This window comes from Oceanomicrobium pacificus (assembly GCF_009833495.1).
In the GTDB taxonomy this organism is placed as follows: domain Bacteria; phylum Pseudomonadota; class Alphaproteobacteria; order Rhodobacterales; family Rhodobacteraceae; genus Oceanomicrobium; species Oceanomicrobium pacificus.
This window is the reverse complement of sequence record NZ_WUWG01000003.1, coordinates 1-23,959: the sequence shown is the minus strand read 5'-3', so window position 1 is coordinate 23,959 and position 23,959 is coordinate 1. Positions and strand designations below refer to the sequence as shown.

At 62.1% G+C, this 23,959-nt stretch carries 23 protein-coding genes; 7 read left to right on the top strand and 16 right to left on the bottom strand.

The genetic code is table 11. The annotated features are described in order from the left end of the window. Nucleotides 1-65 precede the first annotated feature (65 nt). A complete protein-coding gene (locus tag GSH16_RS06655; RefSeq protein ID WP_160853320.1) occupies nucleotides 66-956 on the top strand; it encodes an ABC transporter permease in 891 nt (296 codons plus the stop codon). After that, a complete protein-coding gene (locus GSH16_RS06650; RefSeq protein ID WP_160853318.1) occupies nucleotides 949-2,013 on the top strand; it encodes a quaternary amine ABC transporter ATP-binding protein in 1,065 nt (354 codons plus the stop codon). The genes GSH16_RS06655 and GSH16_RS06650 overlap by 8 nt, the downstream gene beginning before the upstream one ends. A 9-nt stretch (nucleotides 2,014-2,022) precedes the next feature. Here the strand turns inward: GSH16_RS06650 and GSH16_RS06645 are convergent, their stop codons facing one another. From GSH16_RS06645 to GSH16_RS06615, 7 genes are all read right to left on the bottom strand, one after another. Next, the gene (locus tag GSH16_RS06645) at nucleotides 2,023-2,850 is read right to left on the bottom strand and encodes an alpha/beta fold hydrolase (RefSeq protein WP_160853316.1); all 828 of its coding nucleotides are present in this window, start codon (nucleotides 2,848-2,850) and stop codon (nucleotides 2,023-2,025) included. 178 nt (nucleotides 2,851-3,028) lie between these two features. Beyond that, nucleotides 3,029-3,775 (bottom strand): SDR family NAD(P)-dependent oxidoreductase, encoded by a 747-nt coding sequence (locus GSH16_RS06640; RefSeq protein ID WP_160853314.1) that lies wholly within the window; start codon nucleotides 3,773-3,775, stop codon nucleotides 3,029-3,031. After that, nucleotides 3,772-6,126 carry a DUF4962 domain-containing protein gene (locus GSH16_RS06635; RefSeq protein WP_328803220.1) on the bottom strand — a complete coding sequence of 785 codons (2,355 nt, stop codon included), beginning with the start codon at nucleotides 6,124-6,126 and terminating at the stop codon, nucleotides 3,772-3,774. Before GSH16_RS06635 ends, GSH16_RS06640 begins: the two co-directional genes overlap by 4 nt. 112 nt (nucleotides 6,127-6,238) lie before the next feature. After that, entirely contained in the window at nucleotides 6,239-7,804 is a 1,566-nt protein-coding gene (locus GSH16_RS06630) for a type 2 periplasmic-binding domain-containing protein (RefSeq protein WP_160853310.1), read from the bottom strand. Between the two features lie 25 nt (nucleotides 7,805-7,829). After that, the gene (locus GSH16_RS06625; RefSeq protein ID WP_160853308.1) at nucleotides 7,830-8,711 is read right to left on the bottom strand and encodes a carbohydrate ABC transporter permease; all 882 of its coding nucleotides are present in this window, start codon (nucleotides 8,709-8,711) and stop codon (nucleotides 7,830-7,832) included. 13 nt (nucleotides 8,712-8,724) lie between these two features. Further along, nucleotides 8,725-9,720 carry an ABC transporter permease gene (locus GSH16_RS06620; protein ID WP_160853306.1) on the bottom strand — a complete coding sequence of 332 codons (996 nt, stop codon included), beginning with the start codon at nucleotides 9,718-9,720 and terminating at the stop codon, nucleotides 8,725-8,727. Then, entirely contained in the window at nucleotides 9,717-10,823 is a 1,107-nt protein-coding gene (locus GSH16_RS06615) for an ABC transporter ATP-binding protein (protein WP_160853304.1), read from the bottom strand. The genes GSH16_RS06620 and GSH16_RS06615 overlap by 4 nt, the downstream gene beginning before the upstream one ends. Before the next feature lie 428 nt (nucleotides 10,824-11,251). On the opposite strand from GSH16_RS06615, the gene GSH16_RS06610 reads away from it, so the two are divergent. Beyond that, on the top strand, nucleotides 11,252-12,553 hold the full coding sequence (locus GSH16_RS06610; RefSeq protein WP_160853302.1) for an MFS transporter: 1,302 nt from the start codon (nucleotides 11,252-11,254) through the stop codon (nucleotides 12,551-12,553). A 15-nt stretch (nucleotides 12,554-12,568) separates the two neighbouring features. Here GSH16_RS06610 and GSH16_RS06605 read toward each other — a convergent pair whose 3' ends face one another. Next, the gene (locus GSH16_RS06605) at nucleotides 12,569-12,886 is read right to left on the bottom strand and encodes a cupin domain-containing protein (RefSeq protein WP_160853300.1); all 318 of its coding nucleotides are present in this window, start codon (nucleotides 12,884-12,886) and stop codon (nucleotides 12,569-12,571) included. A 227-nt stretch (nucleotides 12,887-13,113) separates the two neighbouring features. On the opposite strand from GSH16_RS06605, the gene GSH16_RS06600 reads away from it, so the two are divergent. Next, a complete protein-coding gene (locus tag GSH16_RS06600; RefSeq protein WP_160853298.1) occupies nucleotides 13,114-13,797 on the top strand; it encodes a GntR family transcriptional regulator in 684 nt (227 codons plus the stop codon). A gap of 42 nt (nucleotides 13,798-13,839) precedes the next feature. On the opposite strand, the gene GSH16_RS06595 is transcribed toward GSH16_RS06600, so the two are convergent. The 6 genes from GSH16_RS06595 to GSH16_RS06570 are packed head-to-tail and all read right to left on the bottom strand — an operon-like array spanning nucleotide 13,840 to nucleotide 18,853. Further along, complete coding sequence (locus GSH16_RS06595; protein WP_160853296.1) at nucleotides 13,840-14,712, bottom strand: dioxygenase family protein; 873 nt, start codon at nucleotides 14,710-14,712, stop codon at nucleotides 13,840-13,842. Nucleotides 14,713-14,724: 12 nt separating this feature from the next. Further along, nucleotides 14,725-16,032, bottom strand: coding sequence for a TRAP transporter large permease (locus tag GSH16_RS06590; RefSeq protein ID WP_160853294.1), 1,308 nt, complete (start codon nucleotides 16,030-16,032; stop codon nucleotides 14,725-14,727). Further along, entirely contained in the window at nucleotides 16,029-16,589 is a 561-nt protein-coding gene (locus GSH16_RS06585) for a TRAP transporter small permease subunit (protein ID WP_160853292.1), read from the bottom strand. Before GSH16_RS06585 ends, GSH16_RS06590 begins: the two co-directional genes overlap by 4 nt. Before the next feature lie 34 nt (nucleotides 16,590-16,623). Then, the gene (locus GSH16_RS06580) at nucleotides 16,624-17,697 is read right to left on the bottom strand and encodes a C4-dicarboxylate TRAP transporter substrate-binding protein (protein WP_160853290.1); all 1,074 of its coding nucleotides are present in this window, start codon (nucleotides 17,695-17,697) and stop codon (nucleotides 16,624-16,626) included. A 27-nt stretch (nucleotides 17,698-17,724) separates the two neighbouring features. Further along, the gene (locus GSH16_RS06575) at nucleotides 17,725-18,168 is read right to left on the bottom strand and encodes an OsmC family protein (RefSeq protein ID WP_235913063.1); all 444 of its coding nucleotides are present in this window, start codon (nucleotides 18,166-18,168) and stop codon (nucleotides 17,725-17,727) included. Nucleotides 18,169-18,187: 19 nt separating this feature from the next. Then, the gene (locus GSH16_RS06570) at nucleotides 18,188-18,853 is read right to left on the bottom strand and encodes a malonic semialdehyde reductase (RefSeq protein ID WP_160853286.1); all 666 of its coding nucleotides are present in this window, start codon (nucleotides 18,851-18,853) and stop codon (nucleotides 18,188-18,190) included. Nucleotides 18,854-19,050: 197 nt separating this feature from the next. Between GSH16_RS06570 and GSH16_RS06565 the strand changes: the two genes are divergently transcribed. Both GSH16_RS06565 and GSH16_RS06560 read left to right on the top strand, forming a co-directional pair. Continuing rightward, nucleotides 19,051-19,437 (top strand): YciI family protein, encoded by a 387-nt coding sequence (locus tag GSH16_RS06565; protein ID WP_160853284.1) that lies wholly within the window; start codon nucleotides 19,051-19,053, stop codon nucleotides 19,435-19,437. Between the two features lie 12 nt (nucleotides 19,438-19,449). Then, entirely contained in the window at nucleotides 19,450-20,811 is a 1,362-nt protein-coding gene (locus GSH16_RS06560; protein ID WP_160853282.1) for a malonyl-CoA decarboxylase, read from the top strand. A 6-nt stretch (nucleotides 20,812-20,817) separates the two neighbouring features. Here GSH16_RS06560 and GSH16_RS06555 read toward each other — a convergent pair whose 3' ends face one another. Both GSH16_RS06555 and GSH16_RS06550 read right to left on the bottom strand, forming a co-directional pair. Further along, entirely contained in the window at nucleotides 20,818-21,651 is an 834-nt protein-coding gene (locus tag GSH16_RS06555) for a glutathione S-transferase family protein (protein ID WP_160853280.1), read from the bottom strand. Nucleotides 21,652-21,672: 21 nt separating this feature from the next. Continuing rightward, a complete protein-coding gene (locus GSH16_RS06550; RefSeq protein WP_160853278.1) occupies nucleotides 21,673-22,356 on the bottom strand; it encodes a GntR family transcriptional regulator in 684 nt (227 codons plus the stop codon). A 346-nt stretch (nucleotides 22,357-22,702) separates the two neighbouring features. Here GSH16_RS06550 and GSH16_RS06545 point away from each other — a divergent pair, with 346 nt between their 5' ends. Beyond that, entirely contained in the window at nucleotides 22,703-23,917 is a 1,215-nt protein-coding gene (locus GSH16_RS06545; RefSeq protein WP_160853276.1) for a 2-isopropylmalate synthase, read from the top strand. Nucleotides 23,918-23,959: the final 42 nt, after the last annotated feature.

Sequence of the window (23,959 nt, the reverse complement as noted above, 5' to 3'; positions counted from 1 at the left end):
GACGGATCCGCCCGCGCCCTTCGCATATCGGACGCCAGACCGAAGACGAAACTGAAGGACGAAGCATGGAATTTTTCACCGAGTTCCCCGAAATGGGACGGGAACAGCTCCGCGACCTGAAAAAGGCGATCGATGCCGGGTTCCGCGACTTCTCCCGCACATATGGGGAGGGGATGGAAGATTTCTTTAACCCACTCCTGCAATTCCTGATCTGGTTCGAAAAACTCCTGCTGGCCACGCCCTGGCCGATCGTCATCGGCGTGATCGCCGCACTGACATGGTTCGGTGCGCGCAGCTGGAAAATCACGCTGGGCAGCGTCATCGCCTTCCTCGTGATCGGCTATCTGGGGATGTGGGAGGACACAATGGCGACGCTCGCGATCATCTCGGTCGCGACCATCCTGTGCATCGTTGTCGGCATCCCGATCGGGGTCCTGATGGCCCGCTACGACCGCGCACAGGCCGCGATCACGCCGGTGCTCGACGTGATGCAGACCATCCCGAGCTTCGTCTACCTGATCCCGGTCGTCATGCTTCTGGGCATCGGCAAGGTGCCAGGCCTGATCGCGGTCTGCATCTACGCGATCCCGCCGATCGTCCGGCTGACCAACCTAGGCATCCGGCTCGTCGACAAGGAGGTGCTGGAAGCCGCAGATGCGTTTGGCGCCAATTACCGCCAGCGGCTCTTCGGGGTGCAGATCCCGCTCGCGCTGCCCAATATTTTCGCCGGTGTGAACCAGACGATCATGATGGCGCTCGGCATGGTGGTGATCGCCTCCATGATCGGCGTGAAAGGGCTGGGCGTGCCGGTGCTGCGCGCGATCTCGAACCAGTATCTGGCGCTGGGGTTGATGAACGGGCTGGCCATCGTGGCGCTCGCCATCATCTTCGACCGCGTCTCGCAGACCTATGGCAAGCGCCTTCAGGCCCACCGAATGGATGGAAAAAATGGCTGAGCCGAAACTGAGGATCCGCGAGCTTTACAAGATTTTCGGCGACACGCCGCAAAAGGTGCTGCCGCTGGTGAAGGACGGCATGTCGAAGGCCGAGCTTCTGGACAAGCACGGCCATGTTCTGGGCCTGCGGGACATCAACATCGACATTCCCGAACGCCGCATCCAGGTCATCATGGGCCTGTCCGGCTCCGGCAAGTCGACTCTGATCCGCCATATCAACCGGCTGATCGAGCCGACGGCAGGCGACATCCTGATCAACGGCCAGAATGTCACCCAGATGGATGCGGGCGAATTGCGCGACCTGCGCCGGTTCACCGCCTCTATGGTGTTCCAGCATTTCGGGCTGCTGCCGCACCGGACCGTCCAGCAGAATGTCGAATACGGGCTGACGATCCAGGGGATCGAAGGGGCCGATGCGGCGAACCGCGCCGGTCACTGGATCGAACGGGTGGGCCTTGCGGGATATGAGGACCGCTATCCCGGCCAGCTGTCGGGCGGGATGCAGCAGCGCGTCGGCCTTGCCCGCGCGCTGGCAACCGATGCGGAGATCCTGCTGATGGACGAGGCCTTCTCCGCGCTCGATCCGCTCATCCGGACCGAGATGCAGAACATCCTGCTCGACCTGCAGGAAGAGTTGCACAAGACCATCGTCTTCATCACCCATGATCTGGACGAGGCGCTGCGGCTGGGCGACCAGATCGCCATCCTGCGTGACGGGGAAGTGATCCAGAAGGGTGAGGTGCAGGACATCGTGCTGCGCCCGGCGGACAGCTACATTGCCGACTTCACCAAGGACATTAACCGTGCGCGGGTTCTGAAAGTGGCCGCGATCATGGAGCCGGGGCGCAAGCTGACCTCCGGTGCCGCGATCCCCGCCAGCATGACGATCGAACAGGCGCTGACGACGCTCGCCGCCGCTCCTGACGGGGTCTGCGCCGTGGTCGGACCCGAAGGGGAAACGCTCGGCACCGTGTCGCTGCAGGGGGCGCTCGCAGCCGTCGCGCCTGCGCCGCCCGCCGATGCGGAAGCCGCCGAAAGCCAGCGCTACAGCGCCTGACTTTCGGCCTTACCCGGTGAACCTGTCGAGGGCCGCGCGGATATGCGGCTCCACCAGATCGGGCCGGGTGACGGGCGCCATATGACCGCCGCCCGCGAATTGCCTGCATCGCGCCTGCGGCAGACTGTCGGCCAGGCGGGCCATGATCGCCTGCACCGAGGCATGGGTCGCATCCGACCAGATCAGTTCGACAGGACGGTCGAGCGCCGCGATATCCGCGATCCCGAGCGCATCGGGCGCCATATGCGAAATGCCGCGCCAGTCGTCGATCACCCGGTCGATAGTGGCGACCACATAGTCGCGTGTGTGGGCGTCGAGCATATCGAACGCCCCTGCCCCCATCCAGAAATCCATGAACCGTTGCGCGGCGTCGGCCCGCGCATCGCGGTCCATCAGAACCATCATGTCATGGGCGATCTGCAGATAGTCGAGACGGAGCGGATCGCCGGCCACTTCCAGAAGGCCGAACAGGACCGGCTCGATGAGGGTCACGCTCGCAACCTGCGCGGGGTGGTCGAGCGCGGTCTGCACTGCCACCGTCGCGCCCATGGAATGGCCGACCAGATGCGCAGGCCCTGCTCCGGCATCCTCGACCAGCGCCGCGACGGCACCCGCATCGTGGATCCGGAAAGAGCTTCCGTCGCGGGGCAGCGGGGCGCTGCGCCCGTAGCCGTGCAGGTCCGGCGCGACAATGCGGAACCGCGGCGACAGCGTCTCCATCAGGCCCTTCCACTGGCCGCTATGACTGCTGGAGCAATGCAGGAACAGAACCAGCGGTCCGGCCGTGCCGGCCGTGCGGTAGCTGATCTCCCGCCCTTGATAATCGAATGTCGGCACAGCCGCCTCCTGCCGTCAGGGTCCGTCGACAGATGGGCATGGATCGGTGCGCGAGTGCAAGGGGCGGCACGGCACCATTGGCGCCGTGCACAGGGCCGCGCCCCGGAAGGGAGGACCAACCGGGGCGCGAGACCGGAGACCTGCTCTTCGGCCGAGCAGGCCTGCGGTCAGGAAACGGTCAGGAGAAGACGGTACCGCCGTTCAGATCCACCGACGCGCCGGTCATGAAGCTGGCCTTGTCCGACGCCAGATAGGCGACCAGATCGCCCACTTCCTCGGGGCGGCCTTCGCGCTTGAGCGGCGTGGCATTGGCCACGGCGGTGCGCACGGCATCCTTGGTGAAGATGTTGTGGAAATCCGTGTCGATCATGCCGGGGTTGATGGAATTGACCCGGATATCGGGGCCGAGCTCCTTGGCCAGCGCGCGTGTCAGCGTGATGACCGCGCCCTTCGAGGTGGCATAGGCCGCGGCGCCCGGGCCACCGCCGTCGCGACCGGCCTGGCTGGCGATGTTCACGATCGCGCCGCCGTTCTTCATCCGCGGTACGGCCGCTTTCACGGCGTGGAAGATGGAGGTGAGGTTCAGGTCCATTACCTTCTGCCAATGGTCGAGATCCATCTCGAGGATGGATTTCCGGCCGATGAGACCGCCCGTGTTATTGACCAGAATGTCCACGCCCCCCAGTTCGGACGCGGCCCGGTCGACAAGCGCGTTCACATCATCGGGGTTCGTCATGTCGCCCTTCATCGCGAAGGCCTTGCCGCCCTTGGCCGTGATCTCGGCCACCGCGCTCTCGGCGCCCTCGGCGCTCGAATGATAGTTGATGGCGACATTTGCCCCGGCTTCCGCCAGCGCCATGACGCATGCCCGCCCGATATCGCGGCCACCGCCGGTGACGATGGCTGTCTTGCCCTTGAGATTCATGATTTTGTCCCTTTGCTGTTGCTCGGATCACCGGCCTCCAGCCGGCGACCGATGTCGAAAGTCTTTGGCACGACGACCTTGAAGCTGCGCTCCTCGGCGTCGGTGAAATAGAGGTCGCAGTCGTATCCCTGGTCATCGAGGAAGGAGAAGACGCGCCGCGGTGCCGCCAGCGGATAGGGCACGAGCAGCGTCGCGATCCGGTGGTGGCGGGCTTTGGGGAACTGCGCCTTCAGGCAGGTGCTGACGGGCAGCCCCTCATATTCCGCCGGGTCGACGCCCGGAAAACCTGTTTCCTGCGTGAGCGTGGCGGCACCGGCCTCCGACCAGAGGAGCTTGCCGTAGAAGCCGGCCCGTTCGCCGGTATAGCGGAAGGTCGTCTCGCCAAGCTGCATCGGCCCGTTGGCATGCAGAAGGAAATCGAGCGTCACCGGCCGTTCGGCATCCACCCGGTCGACGATGACGAAATAGCTCTTGTTGACGAAATAGACATCGCGCTCGACCCGCGTGATGTCAGGGTCGACCTCGGCATAGGCGGCAGTTGCGTCCGCCCGGATGCAGACATGGTCGGGATGTTCCGTCGCCTCCAGAATGCGGCCCGTGGCCCGCAGGGCGCGCGCCTTGTCCTTGTCGGCATATTGCCCCTGCCCGTCGATCAGCAGCATGTTCTTCGACCGGGTCTGGCGCCGCCAGCCCTGATGCATGGTGGAGTTGAAGGCGACGTAATGGCCGGACTGGATCGCCAGATCCTCCCCGAAAGCGGCCAGACAGAAGGCCCCTTGATCGCCGTGGCTGTGGCTGATCGACCCGTAGGGGCTAGCCTTCATCACGAACTGTATATGACCGTCTGGATCGTCCATCCGCTCCTGAATGGCGACCCAGCCGATCCCGCGGAACCAGCGCAGCGCTTCCTCGGCCGGCGGGGCCGCAGCGTCCACTTCGGGGAAATCGTGGCGATAGACCAGATCGTCGAAATTAAGGTCCCACCAGCCGTAATTGTAGAAGGCGCCCTCGGTGCCCGGATCGTTGCGGCAGATCTCCTCGAAATACCATTGATAGGCACGGTTGCCGGTGACGCCCGCGAACTGGCGCAGAAGGTAGCCGATCTTGAGGCAGGGCAGGTCGCCCATGGTGCTGTCGTCGCCGAAGGTCGCGCGGCGCGTATCAGGCGCCTTGGTGTAAAGCGGGAAATCGCCCGTCTTCTGGAAGAAGGGCCGTTTGTAGAGGTCGATGCCGACATAGGCGCGCAAAAGGTTGGCTGCCTCCGTCAGATAGGCCATGCCGGTCATCCAGTAATGCGGCCCCTCGGCCCAGCCGCCGTCGCTGTCGCCCCAGGGCGAATAGACGGTCGACAGGAACTCGATCGAATAGTCGAGCCAGTCCCGCGCCTCCTCGGCATCGTGAAGGAGCGCGATCGAGGCCGGCACCAGCACGGCGGAGACGGCGCGCACCGCGTGGCTGTCATAGGGAAAGACATGGATGGTCGCATGCCGGATCACATGGTCGGCGGTCTCGCGTGTGCGGGCGAGCAGCGCGTCGCGCACGCGGTCCCGTTCGTCGTCCGACAGGTCGTCATGCAGCCAGTCATAGCCCCATGCGAGCGCCACGTTCACGCGGAACGCCCATTCGTCGGTATATCCGCGCGATGTCGTGCCCGCCGGGTCCCATTCGGCCACGGCCAGCAGCCAGTCCTTGGCCCGCGCCGTCAGGGCGGCATCGCCGGTGACCTTGCCCGCGATGGCCAGATGGCGGATCGCGTAGATCAATTCCTGACAGGCGATATAGGTCGCGCGCCAGACATCTGCCGTGCGCTTGTGGCCGGGATAGCCGGCCGGCTCTTCCATGATCTCGCGGTCCATCCACGGCTGGACGGATTTGTCGAAAAAGGTCTGCCAGTTGCAATGATCCGCGTCGGCGGCCACCGCAGCAGAGAAGCTTTTGAGCGCCTTGGCATCGAGCCAGAGGCGCGGATGCGCCTTGCCGGCCTTGGCGTAGCGCGCCGCGCGTCCGGGCAGCGGCGTCTCGGGCAGGCCATCCGCGACGGTGAAGCTGCGCGTGCTGCTCCAGTCCGAGGCACGCGCCCCTCCGGCTGGGTCCCAGACGGCGTAGGACCAGTGATAGCTGCCCGGGGCCAGCGCCGTGTCGGGCGTATGAAAATTGAGCGGCAGATCGGTGATCACCGTCGTGTCTGCATCCGGGAAGGCCGGATCGGCTGACAGGCGGAGCATGTAGCGCGCCTCGTCCTCGATGACCGGCAACCACGTGAAGCGCGGCGGGTTCTCGGCAAGCACGCTGGTTTCGGTCGGCGCATACTGGATGTTCAGCCGGCCGGCAGCGGGTTCGTCGAGGGTCACATTGGACAAAGAAGGTGCGTCCGTTGACATGCAATTGATCTCCGAAATGCGGGAAGGTTGAGTGGGACGCGCGCGGTCGGGTTGCGCGCGTCCCGGTTTTCAAGTCAGCTATTCAGCCGCCATACTGGCGTTTGTAGGCCGAGTTCATGACTTTGAGCACGTCCTGGTAGCCCATGTCATCGAGCGTCGCGAGATAGTCGTCCCACTCGGCCATGACATCGCCATTGCCCAGGATCCAGCCCTGCTGGCGCTCCAGCATATAGTCGCGGATGGTCGGCCAGTAGCGGTCGTAGACCTTCTGCTCCTCGGCATCGAACGCCACGCCCAGGAACTGGTCGATCAGGTAGTCGCCCTGGTCATAGAGCGCGATGCCCTCGAGCGCGAACTCGTTCGACCACTGCTCTTCGTAGGCATAGTCCTGGAAGTAGCCACGCGCCTGAAGCTGCGCGCCGACACCGTAGAGCTGGTTGTTCACCGGCTGGTCGCTGTTCAGCACCGCGTCAGTGAACTTCGGCTTGCCGTCGACCATTTCATACTGCTGGCCCTCGACGCCGAAGTTGGCCAGACGGCGGCCTTCCTCGGTGAACCAGAAGTCGAAATACTTGATCGTCTCGACCGGATGCTCGTTCATGCCGCCGATGGCCCATCCGTCGGGCTTGATCGGAATGCGGCGATGTTCCTCGATCCGCTTGCCGGACACGGATGCCGGCGGGGCGAAGGCCTTGAACTCGAAGCCCTCGATGCTTTCCGACAGGCGGTTATAGCCCGAAGTGGACGCAAACCAGTCGTGGGTCATGCCGCCCAGATCTTCGGACAGGAGATATTCACGCGCGGAGGAGCCGCGGGTGAACACTTCGGCATCCACCAGACCTTCGGCATACCAGCGCGCGAGGTTGGAGATCCCGTCGCGATAGCCTTCGCCCGCATAGGGGTGCTTCAGCTCGCCATTGTCGACGTAGAAATCGTGATAGGTGTCGGAGCCCGAGGACCGGCCGTCCCAGAGCGTCACGAGACGGATCAGCTCCGGCCACTGGCGGGCGAAGAAGGGCACTTCGTCCTGCATGCCATTGCCGTTCGGATCCTGGGTCTTGAAGGCGCGCAGCACCTCTTCGACCTCTTCCACGGTCTCCGGCACTTCGAGGCCCAGTTTCTCCAGCCAGTCGTAGCGGATGAAGTAGGCGCGGCCGTATTTGCCGTCCGGCAGGTAGGGGATGTAGTACATGTTCCCGTCAGCCGCCGAGATGGCCGCGGCGATTTCCGGGCGCTCCGCGAAATAGGCTTTCAGGTTCGGCGCATGCTCTTCGATCAGATCGTTGAGCGGCACGAAAGCGCCTTCGGGACCGTACTGGTTCACGAAGTCTTTCAGGCGGCTCGACCCGACGATATCGGGGATGTTGCCCGTCGCCAGCATCAGGTTCAGCGCCTCGGTCTTGCCGGTATTCTCGTCGGTGCGCATGTTGGCGCCGACGGTCGCGTCCTTCAGGTGGATGCCGGTCAGTTCGCGCGCGGCCTGCTCGACCGGCCAGCTTTCCTCATAGACCGGGTAGCGGGCGTGGTTCATCTGGATGGTCAGTTCCAGGGGCTCGTCGACGATCCGGAGATGGTCGTCGGCATATGCCGCGCCTCCCCCCAGTGTCGATCCGGCGAGCAGAGCGCCGATCAGTGTCGATTTCCGCATATTTTCCTCCTGTTGCGTTTATCGATTATTCTTTGACACCCCCGAGAAGGATGCCCTTCTCGAAGTATTTCTGGATGAACGGGTAGACGATCAGGACCGGGATGATCGAGCAGACGATGATCGCGCCCGACACGGTCTCGAACGAATAGGCCGCATCGATCAGGGTCGTGCCGAATTCCTGATCGTCGGACAGGGTCGCGATCGTGTGCCGCAGGAAGACCTGAAGCGGAATCTTGTCCTCGTCCTGCAGAAGCACCATCGCCCAGAAGAAGCCGTTCCAGCGCGAGACGATGCAGAAGAGCGCGACCGTCGCGATGGCCGGTTTGGAAAGCGGCACATAGACTTTCCACAGCACCTGGAACTCGTTGGCACCATCCATCCGCGCCGCTTCCTCGAAACTCTTCGGAACGCTCTCGAAGAAGTTGCGCAGCAGGATCACGTTGAACCCGTTCACCGCAAAGCCGATGATGATCCCGAAATAGCTGTCGAGCAGCCCGAGGTCGCGCATGTTGAGGAAGAAGGGGATCAGGCCCGCGTTGAACCACATGGTGAATGCCACCGTGAGGTTCCAGAACCGCCGCCCGTAAAGCTGCGGCCGCGACAGCGCATAGGCACCGGGGATGATGAACGCGAGGCTCATCAGCGTGCCGCCGATCGTGTAGATGAACGTGTTCTTGTAGGAGATCCAGAACTGGCTGTCCGAGAGCACGTATTTGTAGGCCTCGATGGTGAACTCGACCGGGGTCAGCACCACGTTGCCGGCCCGCGCCTCGAAGCCGGAGCTCAGCGACAGGGCGGCAATGTAGATGAACGGATAGAGCGTGGAGATGGCGAACAGGCCGATCAGCACCATGTTGACGATAACGAAGATCCGGTCCCCGCGGGAATAGAGGCTCATGTTGAACATCGGTTGTTCCCCCTCACCAGAGCGACGTGCGCGAGTAGCGCTTGGAGATCGTGTTCGCGGTCATCACGAGGACGAAGGCGACCACGGCGTTGAAGAGCCCTGCCGCGGCGGCCATGTCATACTGGCCGCCCTGGATGCCCTGGCGATAGATGAAGGTGTTGACCACGTCGGCCGTCTCGTAGGTGGCCGGCTGGTAGAGCAGGATCACCATCTCGAAGCTCACTTCGAGGATGTTCCCGATCCGGATGATCAGCATGATGATGATCGTCGGCAGGATCGAGGGCAGCGTGATCTTCCACATCATTTGCCAGCGCGAGGCACCGTCGACCACCGCGCTCTCGTAGAGCGTGGGTGACACGCCGGCGATGGCGGCCAGATAGACAATCGACTGGAAGCCCGCCTCCTGCCAGATGCCCGTGCCGATGAAGATCGGGCGGAACCATTCGGGTTTGGTCAGGAAGTAGATCGGGTCGATCCCGAACCAGCCAAGCGCCGTGTTCACGATGCCGGCCGAGGGCGAGAATGCGGTGATGACGATCCCCGCGATGATCACCGACGAGATGAAATGCGGCAGATAGACGATGGTCTGGGCCGATTTCTTGAACGTCTTGTTCAGGATCTCGTTGAACATCAGCGCAAGGATGATCGGCACCGGAAATCCGAACAGCAATCCGTAGAAACTGATGATGACGGTGTTCTTCACCGCCCGCAGGAACTGCTCGTTGCCGAAAAGGGTCTCGAAATGTTCGAACCCGATCCACGGGCTCGCTGCGACGCCGCGGAAGATCGAATAGTCCTTGAAAGCGATCTGGAGCCCGTACATCGGCTTGTAGAGGAAGACGAGCAGCCAGATCAGGAGCGGCAGCAGCATCAGGTATAGCTGCCACTCGCGTTTCAGATGGTCGCCCACCTTGGTGATGCGCCCGCGCTCGGTGTCATGCAGGGCTTCCTCGGCGAGGGCAATCCGCTCCTCCACCGGGCCGCCCATCTTGGGGTTGAAGATGCTCATGCCGCGGCGTCCTGCGCCGCGGGCATCGCACGCCCGGTCTCGCCGTCGAACACATGGACGAGCGACGGGTCGATATGGAATTTCGACACGCCGTTCAGCCGGTCGATATCGCCCTCGGTGGGCGCGCGCATCACGAAGGGCTTGTCCCCGAGCGTGGCATGCAGGAGCGCCTCGGATCCGAGCGTCTCGATCAGGTCGAGCGAGATATCAACAGGGTTCTGGGCCTCGGCCTCGGACAGGGTCACATATTCGGGGCGGATGCCGATCGTGATCTTGCGCCCGTCGGCCTGTGCCAGTTCGGGGATGTTGCCGAGCCGGATCGACTGGCCGTGGAACTCGGCCACCGGGCCGGCGTCACCGCCGCGCACAGTCGCGTCGATCATGTTCATCGGAGGCGAGCCGAGGAAGGCCGCAACGAACGTGTTGGCAGGATTGAGGAACAGGTCCATCGGCGTGCCGACCTGTTCGATCCGCCCGTCGCTCATCACCACGATCCGGTCGGCCAGCGTCATCGCCTCCACCTGGTCATGGGTCACGTAGATGCTGGTCGCGCCAAGCCGCTTGTGCAGCCGCTTGATCTCGGCCCGCATCTGGGTGCGCAGCTTCGCATCGAGGTTCGAGAGCGGCTCGTCGAACAGGAACACTTTGGGATTGCGCACGATCGCGCGGCCCATGGCCACCCGCTGGCGCTGGCCGCCCGACAGGTCGGCCGGACGGCGTTCCAGATAGTCCGTCAGGCCGAGAATGCCCGCGACTTCCTCCACCGTGGAGGCAATCTGCGCCTTGGGCGTGCGGCGGATGCGCAGACCGAAGGCGATATTGTCCGCCACGTTCAGATGCGGATAGAGCGCATAGTTCTGGAACACCATCGCCACATCGCGGTCTTTCGGCGCGACCCGGTTGACCACGCGGCCATCGATCGTGACGGTGCCGCCCGAGATTTCCTCGAGCCCCGCGATCATCCGCAAGGTGGTGGATTTTCCGCATCCGGAAGGACCGACGAGCACCACGAATTCCTGCGGTGCGACATGCAGGTCGACGCCATGGACAACCTGAAGATTTCCGTATTCCTTGACTACACGGTCAAGCGTGACACCCGACATTGGTCCTCCCAAACCTGTTTTGGTGCGGATCATCTCTGCCGACAGACGGGGCGATCCAGCTTGAAATGGAGACTAGTATCCTAGTAGTCATGTGGCAAGACAGGATTTGTAAAATTGGTCATTACAACATGGCAAGTGGAAGAAAATCGTTCTGAAAACATTATGTTAGGGTCAAAGAAAATTTCACGCGCGGGCCGAAAGCGGTGGCTATCGCGCGCGGGGCAAGGCCGCTGCACGCGCAAAAGCAATCTTTCCGCCTTGCGCCCGGCGCTTTTCCTGAGCGGAACCGAAGCGCCTGAATCGATGCGGAAATCTATTCGGCACCAGTGCCAGTCAGCGGACAAGAAGCCGTCATGTCACGCCGCGATCAGACCGATGACGGCAGTCCAGCGTGATTCGGCTCGAACCGCTGGCAGGTGCATGCACCCGTGACCGAACCGCGCCCCCTGCCCCGCCGCGCCACGTCAACGCCGGCCCAGCGTGATGCGCAGACAAAGCTCATCCGCTCCACATTTCTCGGCTCGCTGTCGAAGGACATGCTGACCGGTCCGTTCTTCGTCGCCTTCGCCGTGCAGGTCATGCAGTTCAGCGACGGTCAGATCAGCACCATGCTGGCGCTGCTGCCGCTCGTGGTGCTCCTGCGCTACCCGTTCCTCGACCGGATCCGAAGCTACCCGCGCCGCGACGTGACCATTGCCGCGCGGTTCATCCAGTTGGCCTGCCTGCTCCTGCTGCTCTGCCTTCCCACAGACTGGATCAGCCTGCCGGTGCTCTTCGGCATCGCGGCGCTCTTCGTCTTCGGCAACGAGTTCCTGCAGAACGCCGTCTGGACGAATTTCGTGGCCGAAGTGACAGCGCGCGGTGACCGAGGCGCATTTCTCGGCCGGTTGCGGACCGGCAAGCAGTTTACCAATCTCGCCTTCGCGCTGTTCGGCTGGTTGCTGGTGGGCGACCTTCTGGACCGGACGGAACACAGCATCCTGCTCGTCGTCGTGATCCTGCTGCTTCTGAACTCGCTCTACTGGCTCTTCCGCATCCCTTCGCAGCCGCCACCCGGACAGTTGCAGGCATTTTCCGGCAAAGGGCATTTCTGGTCGACCCTGCGGCACAGCCGCCTTCTGCGCCGGCCGCTCGCGCTTGCCTTCATCATCGGCATCCTGCACTGGCCGATCCTCACGCTCTATCTGGTCGGAACGCTGAACATGCCGGCCTCGATCCTGATGCTGAGTGTGGTGGCCAACATGCTTGGCCCGATCTTCAGTGTGTTCATCTGGGGCCGTCAGGCGGACCGGCATGGCGAGCGGCGGATCTTCCTGCTCTATTTCACCTGTGTGCTGGGCCTCTACCCGATCCTGCTGCTGGTGCCCGATTTCGCCACCGTGCCGGACCATGGCCGGGCCTGGTTCATCGGTGTCGGCGCGATCCTGGGGTTCAACTTCCTCGCCGGCATTCTCGATGCCGGGCAGATGATGGCCGGGTCCATGTATCAGGCGCGCTATGTGAATGACGAGGACGGGTTCCACGCGATCAACATCCTGACCGCCGCAAACCAGCTGTTCATGGCGGGGCTGACCGCGCTCGGCGGGCTCGTGCTGTCGTTCAATGCAGGCGGCGGCGTGATCCGGTTCGGTCCGCTGGAGATGGACCTCTTCCGCGCGCTGACACTCCTGATCGTAACGCTGGCCATTGCAGCAGGCGCGGCCATCGCGCGGGGCATACCGGAGGATTGAGCACCGCGGCCGCGGTCAGAGGAAATCGTCGCGGCGCGGTGTAAAACTGTCGACTAGCTGCCCGGCTTCCAGCGCGGTGCAGCCGTGCGGCGTGTCACCCGGGATGACGAGGCTGTCGCCGGGATTCAGTTCCCGCTCTTCGCCGTCTACTTCGAACAGGAACCGGCCGGACGCCACGTAGGTGCCCTGCACATGCGGATGCTGGTGGATCGGGCCGACCGCCCCTTCCTCGAAATCGAAGAGCACGAGCATCAGGTCGGGGCTGTCCGACAGCACCCGCCGCCGCGCGCCGGGTCCGGTGACCACCCAGTCCGAATGTCCGTCCTTTGCCATCCTATCGATCCTCCGGCACCGCTTTGATCCGGCTTCACTCTAGAAGAGGAGCCCCTCCTGTGCCATAGACCACGGGTCAGCATTCGCTTGCAATGCCCTGTGTCGGCCCATCTGCCGCTCTTTCATGCCCCGCATACTCCCGTTTGCACCCGCTGTCGGGCCGGAGAGCGCTAGGGGATGGACGGGATTGGTAGACTAGTATACCATTGCCGGTCGAGGAGAGGTTTATGGCCGTTTTGAACGAGGTAGGGGAACGCCGCACGAGCGCGGATATCGTCTACGACCACCTGTATGAGGAAATCGTGTCTCTGTCGCTCTTGCCGGGCGACAAGATTTCCGAAGCGGAAGTCGCCAAGAGGTTCGGCGTGTCCCGCCAGCCCGTGCGCGACGCGTTCAACAGGCTCGGCCTCCAGAACCTGCTCCTGATCCGCCCGCAGAAGGCAACCGAGGTGCGCCAGTTCTCCCGCGAGGGGATCGAGAATGCGCGCTTCATCCGCACCGCGGTCGAGGTTGAGGTCCTGCGCAAGGGCGCCCGCAACTGGACCGGCCGCCATGACGACCGGATCGACGAGAATCTCGACGCCCAGCGGGAAGCGGTGGCGGTCGGCGATGTAGACCGGTTCCACGGGCTCGACTACCGGTTCCACGAACTGCTTTGCGAAGCGTCAGGCGCCGCTTTCGCCTTCCGCACGATCGCGGCCAACAAGACCCAGATCGATCGGCTCTGCATCCTGTCGCTGACCAGCAAGGAAAGCATGGAAGAGCTGATCGTGGACCATGAGGACCTTGTCGCGGCGCTGCGCGGCGGCGATGTGCTGCGGACCGAAGAGGTCATCCGCCGCCACCTGATGCGGCTCGATCCGACGGTCGAGAAGATCTACAACACCCGCCGCGAATATTTCGAGGATTGAGGCGCGGGCGACCGCGAAGCGGCTGCCCGCTGCGATACGGCCTCAGGTTTCCTCCGGCGCCAGCACAAGATCGAAATCAACGCGGCTATAGGCTTCCGTGACCTGCCCAGACAAAGCAAACCCGTCGGGAAAGCTGCCCGCCGGTTGCGGCACGTAATGCATGACCAGATCGTCCCTCACACCGAAAACCGTGTCCTGGTCGAGATAGGGATCATCATCGGGGAACACTTCGGTCACGAGAGTCCGGTAGCCCGGCGAAGACACGATATAGTGCAGGTGCGATGGCCGCCACGGATGCCGGCCCGCCGCGCGGAGAATTTCGCCGACCGGACCATCGTCGGGCACCGTGTAGCTCACGGGACGCACGGTCGTGAACGCGTAGCGCCCGTCAGCATCCGCCGTCATCAGCCCGTGGAAACTGTGCAGGTCCTGATCAGGATCCTGACTGGAATACATGCCATTCGGCGCCGTCTGCCAGATGTCGATCTTGGCGTGCGGAATCGGATTGCCGTCCATGTCCCTCACGGTGCCCTCGACCAGCAGCACCTCGCCCTCGAAGTCCCGCTTCATGTCACCGCCGACCGCGAGCGGCGGTGGGTTGGAAACGTGGAACGGTCCGAGCACGGATGAACTGGTCGCGCCGTCAACCGAATGTTGCATATCGACCAGCGAGGACATGCCGAGCACATCCGACAGGAGAACAAACTCGTTGCGTTCCGGCGACGTGATCCGGCCGGCCCATTCGAGGAACTCCAGCCCCTTGCGCCATTCGTCATGGGTCAGGTTGGTCTCGCGGCAGAAATCATGGACGTGCTGCGCAAGCGCGATCAGGAGTTCACGCGTGCGCGGATCGGTATCGTCCCCGAAATAGGCCGCGAACACCTCGGTGATATTGTCTTTGGTAACAGAGCGCACAGGTGTCGCCTCCTAGTTCAGAATGTACAGGCTGAGCGCGGGGTAGCGGATCAGCAGGATGAGAATGATGAGCATCACACCCGCGAAGGGCAGCGCGCCGAGAAACACGTCCTTGAGAGAAATCCGGTCATCGTTCAGCGTTGCCTTGATCACGAAACAGGAAATCCCGAGCGGCGGTGTCAGAAGGCCGATCTCCGCGCCGACGACAGTGATGATGCCGAACCAGACGAGACTCAGGCCCATCGGCTCCACCAAGGGCAGGAAGAGCGGCACGACGATCAGGATGATCGACGCGGTATCGAGCAGCGTCCCCAGAAAGAGCATCAGAAGCACATAGAGCAGCATGATCATGAAGAAGCTGGCATTCGATCCCGCCAGCATATCCCCCAGCTCGTTGGGAAGTCCGGCCAGACCAAGCATCCGGCTGTAGATCGATGCCGCCGTCACAAGGAACAGAATGGACGCGGTGATATGTCCGGTCTCCAGAAGCGCTTCCCACAGTCCGCGGGAGGTCATTCTGCGACGCACAGCGGCAATCAGGAGCGCGACAAGCGAACCGGTCGCGCCGGCCTCGACCGGGGTCAGCCAGCCAGTGTAGATCCCGCCGAGCACGACCACGATCAACCCCAGCGTCGGCAAGGTCTTGGACGCGATTTCACGCCAGGGCATCCGCTCGTATCCTTCGGCCGGCCGCCCTCCGACGAAATCGGGAAAGAACCGTCCCATGAACCAAATCGCGGCGACATAGGCTGCGGCCAGCATCAGGCCCGGCACGACGCCGGCAAGGAACATGTCCCCGACCGATTGTTCGGCCACGAAACTGTAGATGATCAGCATGGCCGATGGCGGAATGATCATGCCCAGCACCGAGGACCCCGCAACCACGCCCACTGCAAAGCGCGGATTGTAGTCGTAGTGCAGCATCTGCGGCACCGAGACTTTGGAGAAAACCGAAGCCGAGGCGATGGAAGATCCGGTGACGGCTGCGAACACGGCATTTGCGCCGACAGTGGCCATGCCGATCCCGCCCTTCACGCGCCGGAAGCCCGAGCTCATCACGCCGTAAATGTCGCTGCCTAGTCCAGCTTTTGACACCACCAGCCCCATGAAGGTGAAGAGCGGCACGGTCGCAAAAGTATACTCCATGACACTGTCGCCAACCGCGATCTTCAACAAGTTCATGGCAAGGTCGAAATTGTCCCGCATCAGCCAGATGGACACGAAGGACACCACCCCGAGCGCGATGGGAATATAGACACCCATATAGATCAGGATGACGATGGCGATGACGGAAGCCACGCCGATTTCTACGGGACTCATTCTGTGTCCTCATGTTCGGGAAGTCGGACCCGTTCGGGACGCGGAGCCGGGCTCAGCACCTTCAGGGCAAAAATGACGGCGCACAATGTCGCGCTGAGGAATATGACCAGCTTGATCGGCCACCATGGCGCGGTGAAAACGCCCGGCACGCCGAAATAATCCTTGCTCTCCCACATGTCGGTGAACTCGGGCCAGATGGCTACGGCGATCAGAGTCATGAAAATGGCGGAGACCGTATCGATCACATGCCGGATGGCGGCGGCCAGTTTCGGGCGGCTATGGCCGATCACGGCAAGAAACCCGTCGGACCGCGTGAGCCGGTTGACCCGCACCACATCGGGCAATTGCAGGAAAACAACGAGCACCATCGAGAATTGCACCAGCTCGACAGCACCGTGGAACGGCGCATTGAACACGCCGCGCGCGACGACATCGTAATTGACGATCAGGACCAGTCCGAGGACGACGAGGGTGCCAACGACATTCGCGCCGATGGCAACCCCATTGCCAAGTGTGGAAAGGACCGTGACCGTTTTCTTGAGGGCAGCAGGTACCAAGATCTTGGCCCTTTCCTGTTCGTCTTGGGCCTGATTACTCGGCCGTCCAGTCACGCACGCCGGTGAAACCGGCCGCTTCGAGCTTGCCGAGATAGGCCTTCAGCATCTCGGTGCCCGGCTCTCCCTTCGCGTCCAGACCCTCGGCCCATTCGCGTGCGATATTGGGCATGGCTGCTGCCCATGCTGCACGGTCTTCCGCAGTGGCTTCGGTGATGGTCCCGCCCGCGGCGACATAAGCGTCTCGGCTTTCCGATGCACGTTCCATGGCGACATTGGCAACATGGTCGCGATAGAGGATGGCCACTTCCTGCAGGGCTTCCTTCACCTCGTCGGGCAGGCTGTCCCAATAGTCCTTGTTCACTGTCACCGTCTTGGAATTCACGGCGCCGAGGTCAGCGGCCAGCATGTGCGGAGCCACTTCGGAAATCTTGAAGGTCGCCGCAGCTTCCGGCCACAACAGCGCCTGTTCGACCAGACCGGTCTGCAGCATGTTGTAGAAGTCGGTCAGACCGCCGCGCACCCCGGCAGCGCCTTCGATGCCCTCAAGGTAGCGCAGGTTCATACCGGCGCCCGCCACTTTGGACCCTTCGAGGTCTTTGGGCGAGGTGACCGGATCGACCGAGAACACCTGATAGGTATCGAGAACGACGCCAGTCGCCAGATAGACCTGGTTCTCTTCCGCGAACTCATTCTGCATCGTGGGGAACTCGCGGGCGATCTCGTCGACAGCTTTTGCAACGGCGCGGGCGTCCGGCGACACGAAAGGTGTGACGGCTGCGATCGCCTGGCTCGGCAGTTTGGACGAGTGGAAGATCGTGGTCACGATGCCGATATCGCCCAGACCCAGCTTGATACCTTCCAGCACCCCCTTGGGCTTGACGATGGAGCCGCCATAGCTTTCCTGCCACTCCATTTCGTAGTTGCCGGTTTCAGCCAGCTTCTTGTCCATTTCGGGGATGAAGAAGTTGGTGAACTCCTGCACCCACATGGACCGTGCCGGATAGCCGTCGATGACGACCGCCTTGATCTTTTCAGCAGACAATGCCGGTGTCGCCGCCATTCCTGCCATCAGTGCCGCCAGCACCAGGCCCTTGGTTCCTTTAGACATGATATCCTCCCTGGATAGTTGTTGGGATCAGACTTTCTGCCACCTGATCTCCACTTTTGTGCCTGCCGCCCGGAACAGTTTGGACAGCGGACAGTATTTCTCTGTTTCTTCCGCGACTCGGTCGAGCGCCGCCTGATCGGCGCGGCCGTCGGCCATAACATCGACCGAGACAGCCTTGAACGGCGTGTCGATTTCTTCCTGCAAGGTCACGCCGCGCCGGTCGAACGCGCATCGTGCATCTATCGTCAGATGGCCGATATCGGCGCCAAGCTCAGCGGCGCACTTGTGACCGATCACGTTGATGCAACCGATCAAGGCCGCCAGCGCCGCATCCGTCGGTGCGGGGCCGAGATTCGTACCACCGCGCGCCTCCGGTTCGTCAATTGTGAAGTCGAGGTTCCGGATTGCCACATCAGCGCGCGAATGCGTCGGGCATTCAGCGTGGGCCATCAAGGTGACGTCGGTTTTCATCCGAACGGCCATCTGCGGATCACACGAAACTGCAGGCTTTGTCGAAGGGGAAGCGCGGCAGTTTCTGAAACAGGGCGCTCTCATCCGCATAGCCGATGTTGCACAGGAAATTGGAGCGCAAGCTCGTGCCGGCGAAAAACTCCTTGTCCACGATCTCGTTGGAAAAGCCGCTCATTGCGCCGACATCGAGCCCGAGCGCCCGTGCCGCAATCATGAAATAGGCCCCCTGAAGGGTTCCATTGCGGAAGGCCGTTGTCTCCGCATGGGCCGGTTTGCCCTCGAAATGCGGCCGGCGGTCTTCGTGAGGGAACAAGAAGGGCAATTCCGTCCAGAAATCCAGGTCATGGGCAATGATCGCGGTCACCGGCGCGGCCATCATCTTGTCGATATTCTTGGCCTTGAGGGACTTGGCCAGGCGCTCCTTGCCCGCATCCGATGTGACGAAGATGAACCGCGCCGGACAGCTGTTCATGCTGGTCGGTCCGGCCGCTGTAATGTCGTAAATCTGGTGAAGCAGTTCCGTCGGGACAGGTTTGTCCTGCCAGGCGTAATGAGACCGCGCATCTGTCAGAATGACATCAATGGATGCTTCGTCGAGGCATGTTTTCTTGTTACGCAAGTCGCGGACGGCCTTCTGGGCTTCCGCCCTTGCCCGATCCAGTGCCTCGCCAGTCAGTGCCGTCATCTTCGCTCCCTTGCCCGTCGGCTTGTATCTTGTCCTTTGGGGATGAAGCGTATCTCCAAACGCCGTTGCGTCGACCGTCCGACCCGCTTTTCAGCAGACTCGACTCCTCCCCAGGAACCTCATTTTTGCCGATGATATTATTCCTTGTCAAATAAAATCGATATTTTAATATTGTCAGGAAAAATGGAGTCCAAGAGATGGTTGCATGGTCTGAATATAAGGAGATGGCGCGGAGTCGTGGCGCCCTCGCACTAGAGCTTTACATGGTGGAATCCACGCCGGTGGGTGATGGAAGTGCGGTCAAGGACGCGCTGCCCGACCACCTCGGCTATCAGCGCGAGTTGGAGGAAAAGGGTGTGTTGGTGATGGCCGGCCCCCTCTCCGACCCCAGCGGCGAAATCATGACCGGAGCCGGCATGATACTCTACAGGGCGGACTCGCTGGAAACCGCCCGCGCTCTGGCCGAGGCCGACCCGATGCACAAAGCGGGCGCCCGCCAATTTTCCTTGCGCAAATGGCTGGTCAACGAAGGCGCGCTGAACCTGTCGGTCGGACTGTCCACCGGCCTTGCGCGCCTGTCCTGAACGGAGGCACCCATGGCCAATGCAACTGCGCTTGGCGACCTCCTGTCCACCCTGCTGGACAGGAAACTCTTTCCGCGACGCGGCGGGCGCGAAGGGCACTTGCCCGACCTGTGCCGCAAGCTGCTTGCAGAAACGTCTGAGGCGTCGGGCCTTCAACTGGCCGCCTCCATCCTTGAAACATACCGCCAGTTGCCGGCGGAAGGACGCATCGCCTTCTACCGGTTCCTGAACGACGATCTCGATATCGACGCCAACGAGGTCGCACGGCTGGCGTCGATCTACGCCGAGGATCCGTGCCCGGAAAATTTTCGCAATCTGTCCCGTGCATCGGAACCGAAACGGCAGGATCTGTTCCGGCGGCTCAACCAGGCGCCCGGCGCGACGGCGGAATTGGTTGCGATGCGGGCGGACCTGCTGTCGCAGCTCGCGCATGCGCCGGAACTGGGGCGGACGGACCACGATCTGGTCCATCTGCTGCGCAGCTGGTTCAACCGCGGCTTTCTGGTCCTGCGGCAGATCACATGGGATACGCCTGCGTCGATCCTAGAGCGCATCATTGCGTATGAGGCCGTCCACGAGATCCACACATGGGACGACCTCCGCCGTCGCTTGCAGCCCGCGGACCGGCGGTGCTTTGCCTTTTTCCACCCTGCCATGCCGGACGATCCGCTTATCTTTGTCGAGGTCGCGCTGACAGATGGTGTGCCGGGATCGATCCAGGGCGTTCTGTCCGACAATCGAACAGCTTTGCCGGAAGAAGCTGTCAACACGGCAGTTTTCTACTCAATTTCCAATTGCCAGGCAGGACTGGCGGGCATTTCCTTTGGCAATTCGCTCATCAAGCAGGTGGTGCGCGACCTGTCCCGCGACTTACCGGGCCTAAAGAAGTTCGTGACCCTTTCGCCGATCCCCGGCCTGTCCCGTTGGCTGGCAGCCGAAGGGCTCGAGGCGGCGCAGAACGACCCGACGCAGCTGCGCAGGATGGCTGCGCTCTATTTGCTCGACGCCAAGAAAAAGGACGGCCGCCCGCTCGACCCCGTCGCGCGGTTCCACCTCGCCAACGGCGCGACGGTTCACCAGATACACAGCGAAGCAGACGTGTCGGACAAAGGCATCGCCCTGTCCGGTGGCGCGATGGTGAACTATCTCTATGACCTGTCGAAAATCGCCCAGAATTCGGAGGCATTCGGCCAGAAAAACGAGATCGCTGCCACCACCGCATTGCGCGCGCTGGCCCGTCAGGCCGCAAAGAACCGGAATGCGATCAGCGGTAGACCAAAGGTACACAGGGAAACGGATCGCCCGTCACCGGATGTACCTGATGCGGGTTGGGATGAAGAGGCCGCCCCGCCGGCAGCTCAGGACGCCAGCTAAGGCGCATCAGTTGGCGTCGCGGCATTGCCCTTGACCGGTCGGGCGACCGACAAATTCAGACCAGAGGGGTTCGATCATCGCCCGGTTGGCAGCGGCCGCCGGAAGGGCGCGGTCGTGCTCGGCCGGTCCTGCATAGGCTTCGACGGCCGTCCGGTAGCTCGGCCGTTCGCGCGACCGGTCCAGCCAGCCAGCGATGGACGGCGTGCGCGCTTCGAACATGACGGCAAGCCCCAAACGGTCCAGCCGGTCTACATAGGCAAGAATCGCTGTGTCCGCGATGCTGTACTCCTGCCCCAAGAGCCAATCACACTCTGACAGGGCACGATCCATCCGGTCGAACATGTCCCGCAAGGTGAAGAAGGCCGTCGTGACATGCGTGGACTGCAGGCCATTGTCGAGGATATCCCGCCGTTTGGCGGCATTTGCGGGGTGGGCCATGCGGGCAATCGACGCCGACAACTGCTCCGGTGTCCTGGAGGCCAGAAGCTCGTCACGCTTGGAGGTGGCGAACGTCATCGTATTTATGGCCGCATGAATGTCGATGCAGGCCGCAAGCCACATGCGCGCGCGGGTCCGCGCCGCAGGGTTGTCGGGCATCAGCGTGGTCGCTGCGCCGACACTGTCCAGATGTTCCAGGATGACGCTGGATTCTACAACCGTCAGGTCGCCATCGACGAGGGTCGGCACCACGCCGTTCGGATTGAGCGCCAGATACCAATCGGACGACTGCTCACCCTTGCCCAGATCGAGGATCTGCCCGTCCCAGTCGAGCCCGCGCTCTGCCAGCCCCAACCGGACCTTGGCCGAGCAAACGCTCGTGCTGCCGTGATAAAGTTTCAATGGAATGCCTGTTCTCTTCGATCAGGTGCCGGTTTTTGCCGGAGCGTCCATAAGCTCCGCCAGAAACCCGCCTGTATTGCGGTAATGCGCCATCAGGTATGCCGACGTGGCTTCCACGTCGCGGCTCACGGCCGCATCCAGAATGGCCAGATGCTCCGCTTCGACATCGCGGCTGCTGTAGGATTTCGACCGACCGGCCAGGAAGCGGTAGCGCACGTTCAGATCGTAGAGCTGGCTGCAGAACCGCAGCAGAATGGGCGACTCGCAGGCTTCCAGAAGGGCCATGTGGAATCTCTTGTGCCGCTCCTCGAAAACCTCCGCGTCCGATCTGTCTGTCCGGCTGAGATAGTGGTGGACCAGCACAAGATTCTCTTCCCAGTCGCGCCCGCCGTTCTGCACGCTCTGGCGCAGGGCCTTATCGTCAAGCGTACACCGAAGGTCCAGTATCTCGCCAAATTGCTTGCGGCTCGTCTGCGCCACGCGGAAGCCGCGCTGGTCCAGCCGTTCGACCAGTTGGTCCGATGTCAGCAGACTAAGCGCTTCGCGGATCGGCGAGGCACCTGTCCCGTAGCTGTCCTTCAGCGTTTCGACCTTCAGGCGCTCACCGGGAACTAGCTTGCCGGTAATGATCTCGTTGCGCAGCTTCAGATATGTGCGCTGTGTGGAAGATTGGTTCGGCTGGTTTTGCAAATCTGTCGTGCTCATCGTTCCGACATAGAAAAAAAATCGAGTGCGGGCAATTTTTATCGATATTTTTGGCGAAGTTTTGAACGCGCCCTAACCCGGGACCCACAATGCTTTCGGCAAATGTCGGTATGCGCATGGTCTTGCTCGAAAGAAAACAGAAGGAAGTCAGATACTTTCGGAAAACGCCCACGGACGCGGCACGGTGGGCCGCGCTTTCGAACCGAACCCGGCTTCCCCAATCAACTCCGGGGTGGGCACTGCAATCCGAGAAAATACCAAAATCTCGTTTTTTTATTGTTTTGACAAAAAATGGCGAATAAAATCATTCTCGACACCAATCCACCTATGATTCAGAGGGAACCTCATGCGCAATACCCATTTCGAAGACGGCAAATGGTGGGTCAGTCCCTACAATTTCGTGCCCGAGGTGCGCGACAGCATGACCCTGCCGCCGCAGGTGCAGATCCATGACGCCACGCTGCGGGACGGGGAGCAGACGCCCGGCGTTGTGTTCTCGATCGATGACAAGATCCGCATCGCATCGAAAATGGATGAAATCGGCGTGGACCGGATCGAAGCCGGCATGCCCGCCGTGTCCCCGCAGGACGCCCAGGCCATCAGCGAAATTTCGAAACTGGGCCTGAAAGCCAAGATTTTCACCTTCGCCCGCGCCATGAAGCAGGATATCGACATGGCACTCGAATGCGGCGCGGACGGCGTTATCATCGAAGTGCCGATTGGCTATCCGAAGTTGAAAACGCAATTCGGCTGGACGTGGGAGGACGTGTTCCGCAAGAGCCGCGACGTCATCAACTATGCACGCGAACAAGGGCTTTATGCCGTCTTTTTCCCGTATGACACGACACGTGCACGGGCCGAGGATCTGGAAAATCTCTGCAAGGGCATCATGAACGAGTCGCCGCCGGATTCCATCGGCATTGTCGACACGATGGGCTGCGCCACCCCTGAAGCGATCAAGTATATGGTCGGTTGGGTAAAGGGCATGACCGGATTGCCGATCGAGATTCATACGCACAATGACTTCGGCATGGGTGTCGCGACCGAGATGGCGGCCGTTGCGGCAGGGGCGGAAGTGGTGCACAGCTGCGCCAACGGGCTTGGTGAGCGCACTGGCAATGCCGCGCTCGAAGAACTGATGCTGGGCCTGCATCTCCTCTATGGCTACGACACGCATTACAAGCTCGACAAGCTGCCGGAGCTCGGAGACCTGATGGCCGAACTGGCGAATGTGCCGATCGCACGGAACAAACCGGTGCTCGGGCGTGGCAATTTCATTCGCGAAAGCGGGATCGGCATCCAGTATGTCATGCATGATCCGCTGGTCATGTTCGGGACGCACCCTGCGCTGACCGGTCGGCAGGGCGAGGTTGTGCTGGGCAAGAAAAGCGGCAAACAGTCCATCGCCTACAAAATGGATGAGCTTGGTCTTGGCGAACTGACCGACGACCAGAGCGCGGCGCTGCTGAACCTCGTGAAACAGAAGGGCATCGAGAAGCGCGATCTGCTGAGCGACGCGGAATTTACTGAACTTCTGAACCAGGTGCGCAACGCGGCCTGAACCTGCGAACATCTTGGCATTTCAAGCCGCCAGCCCTGCCCG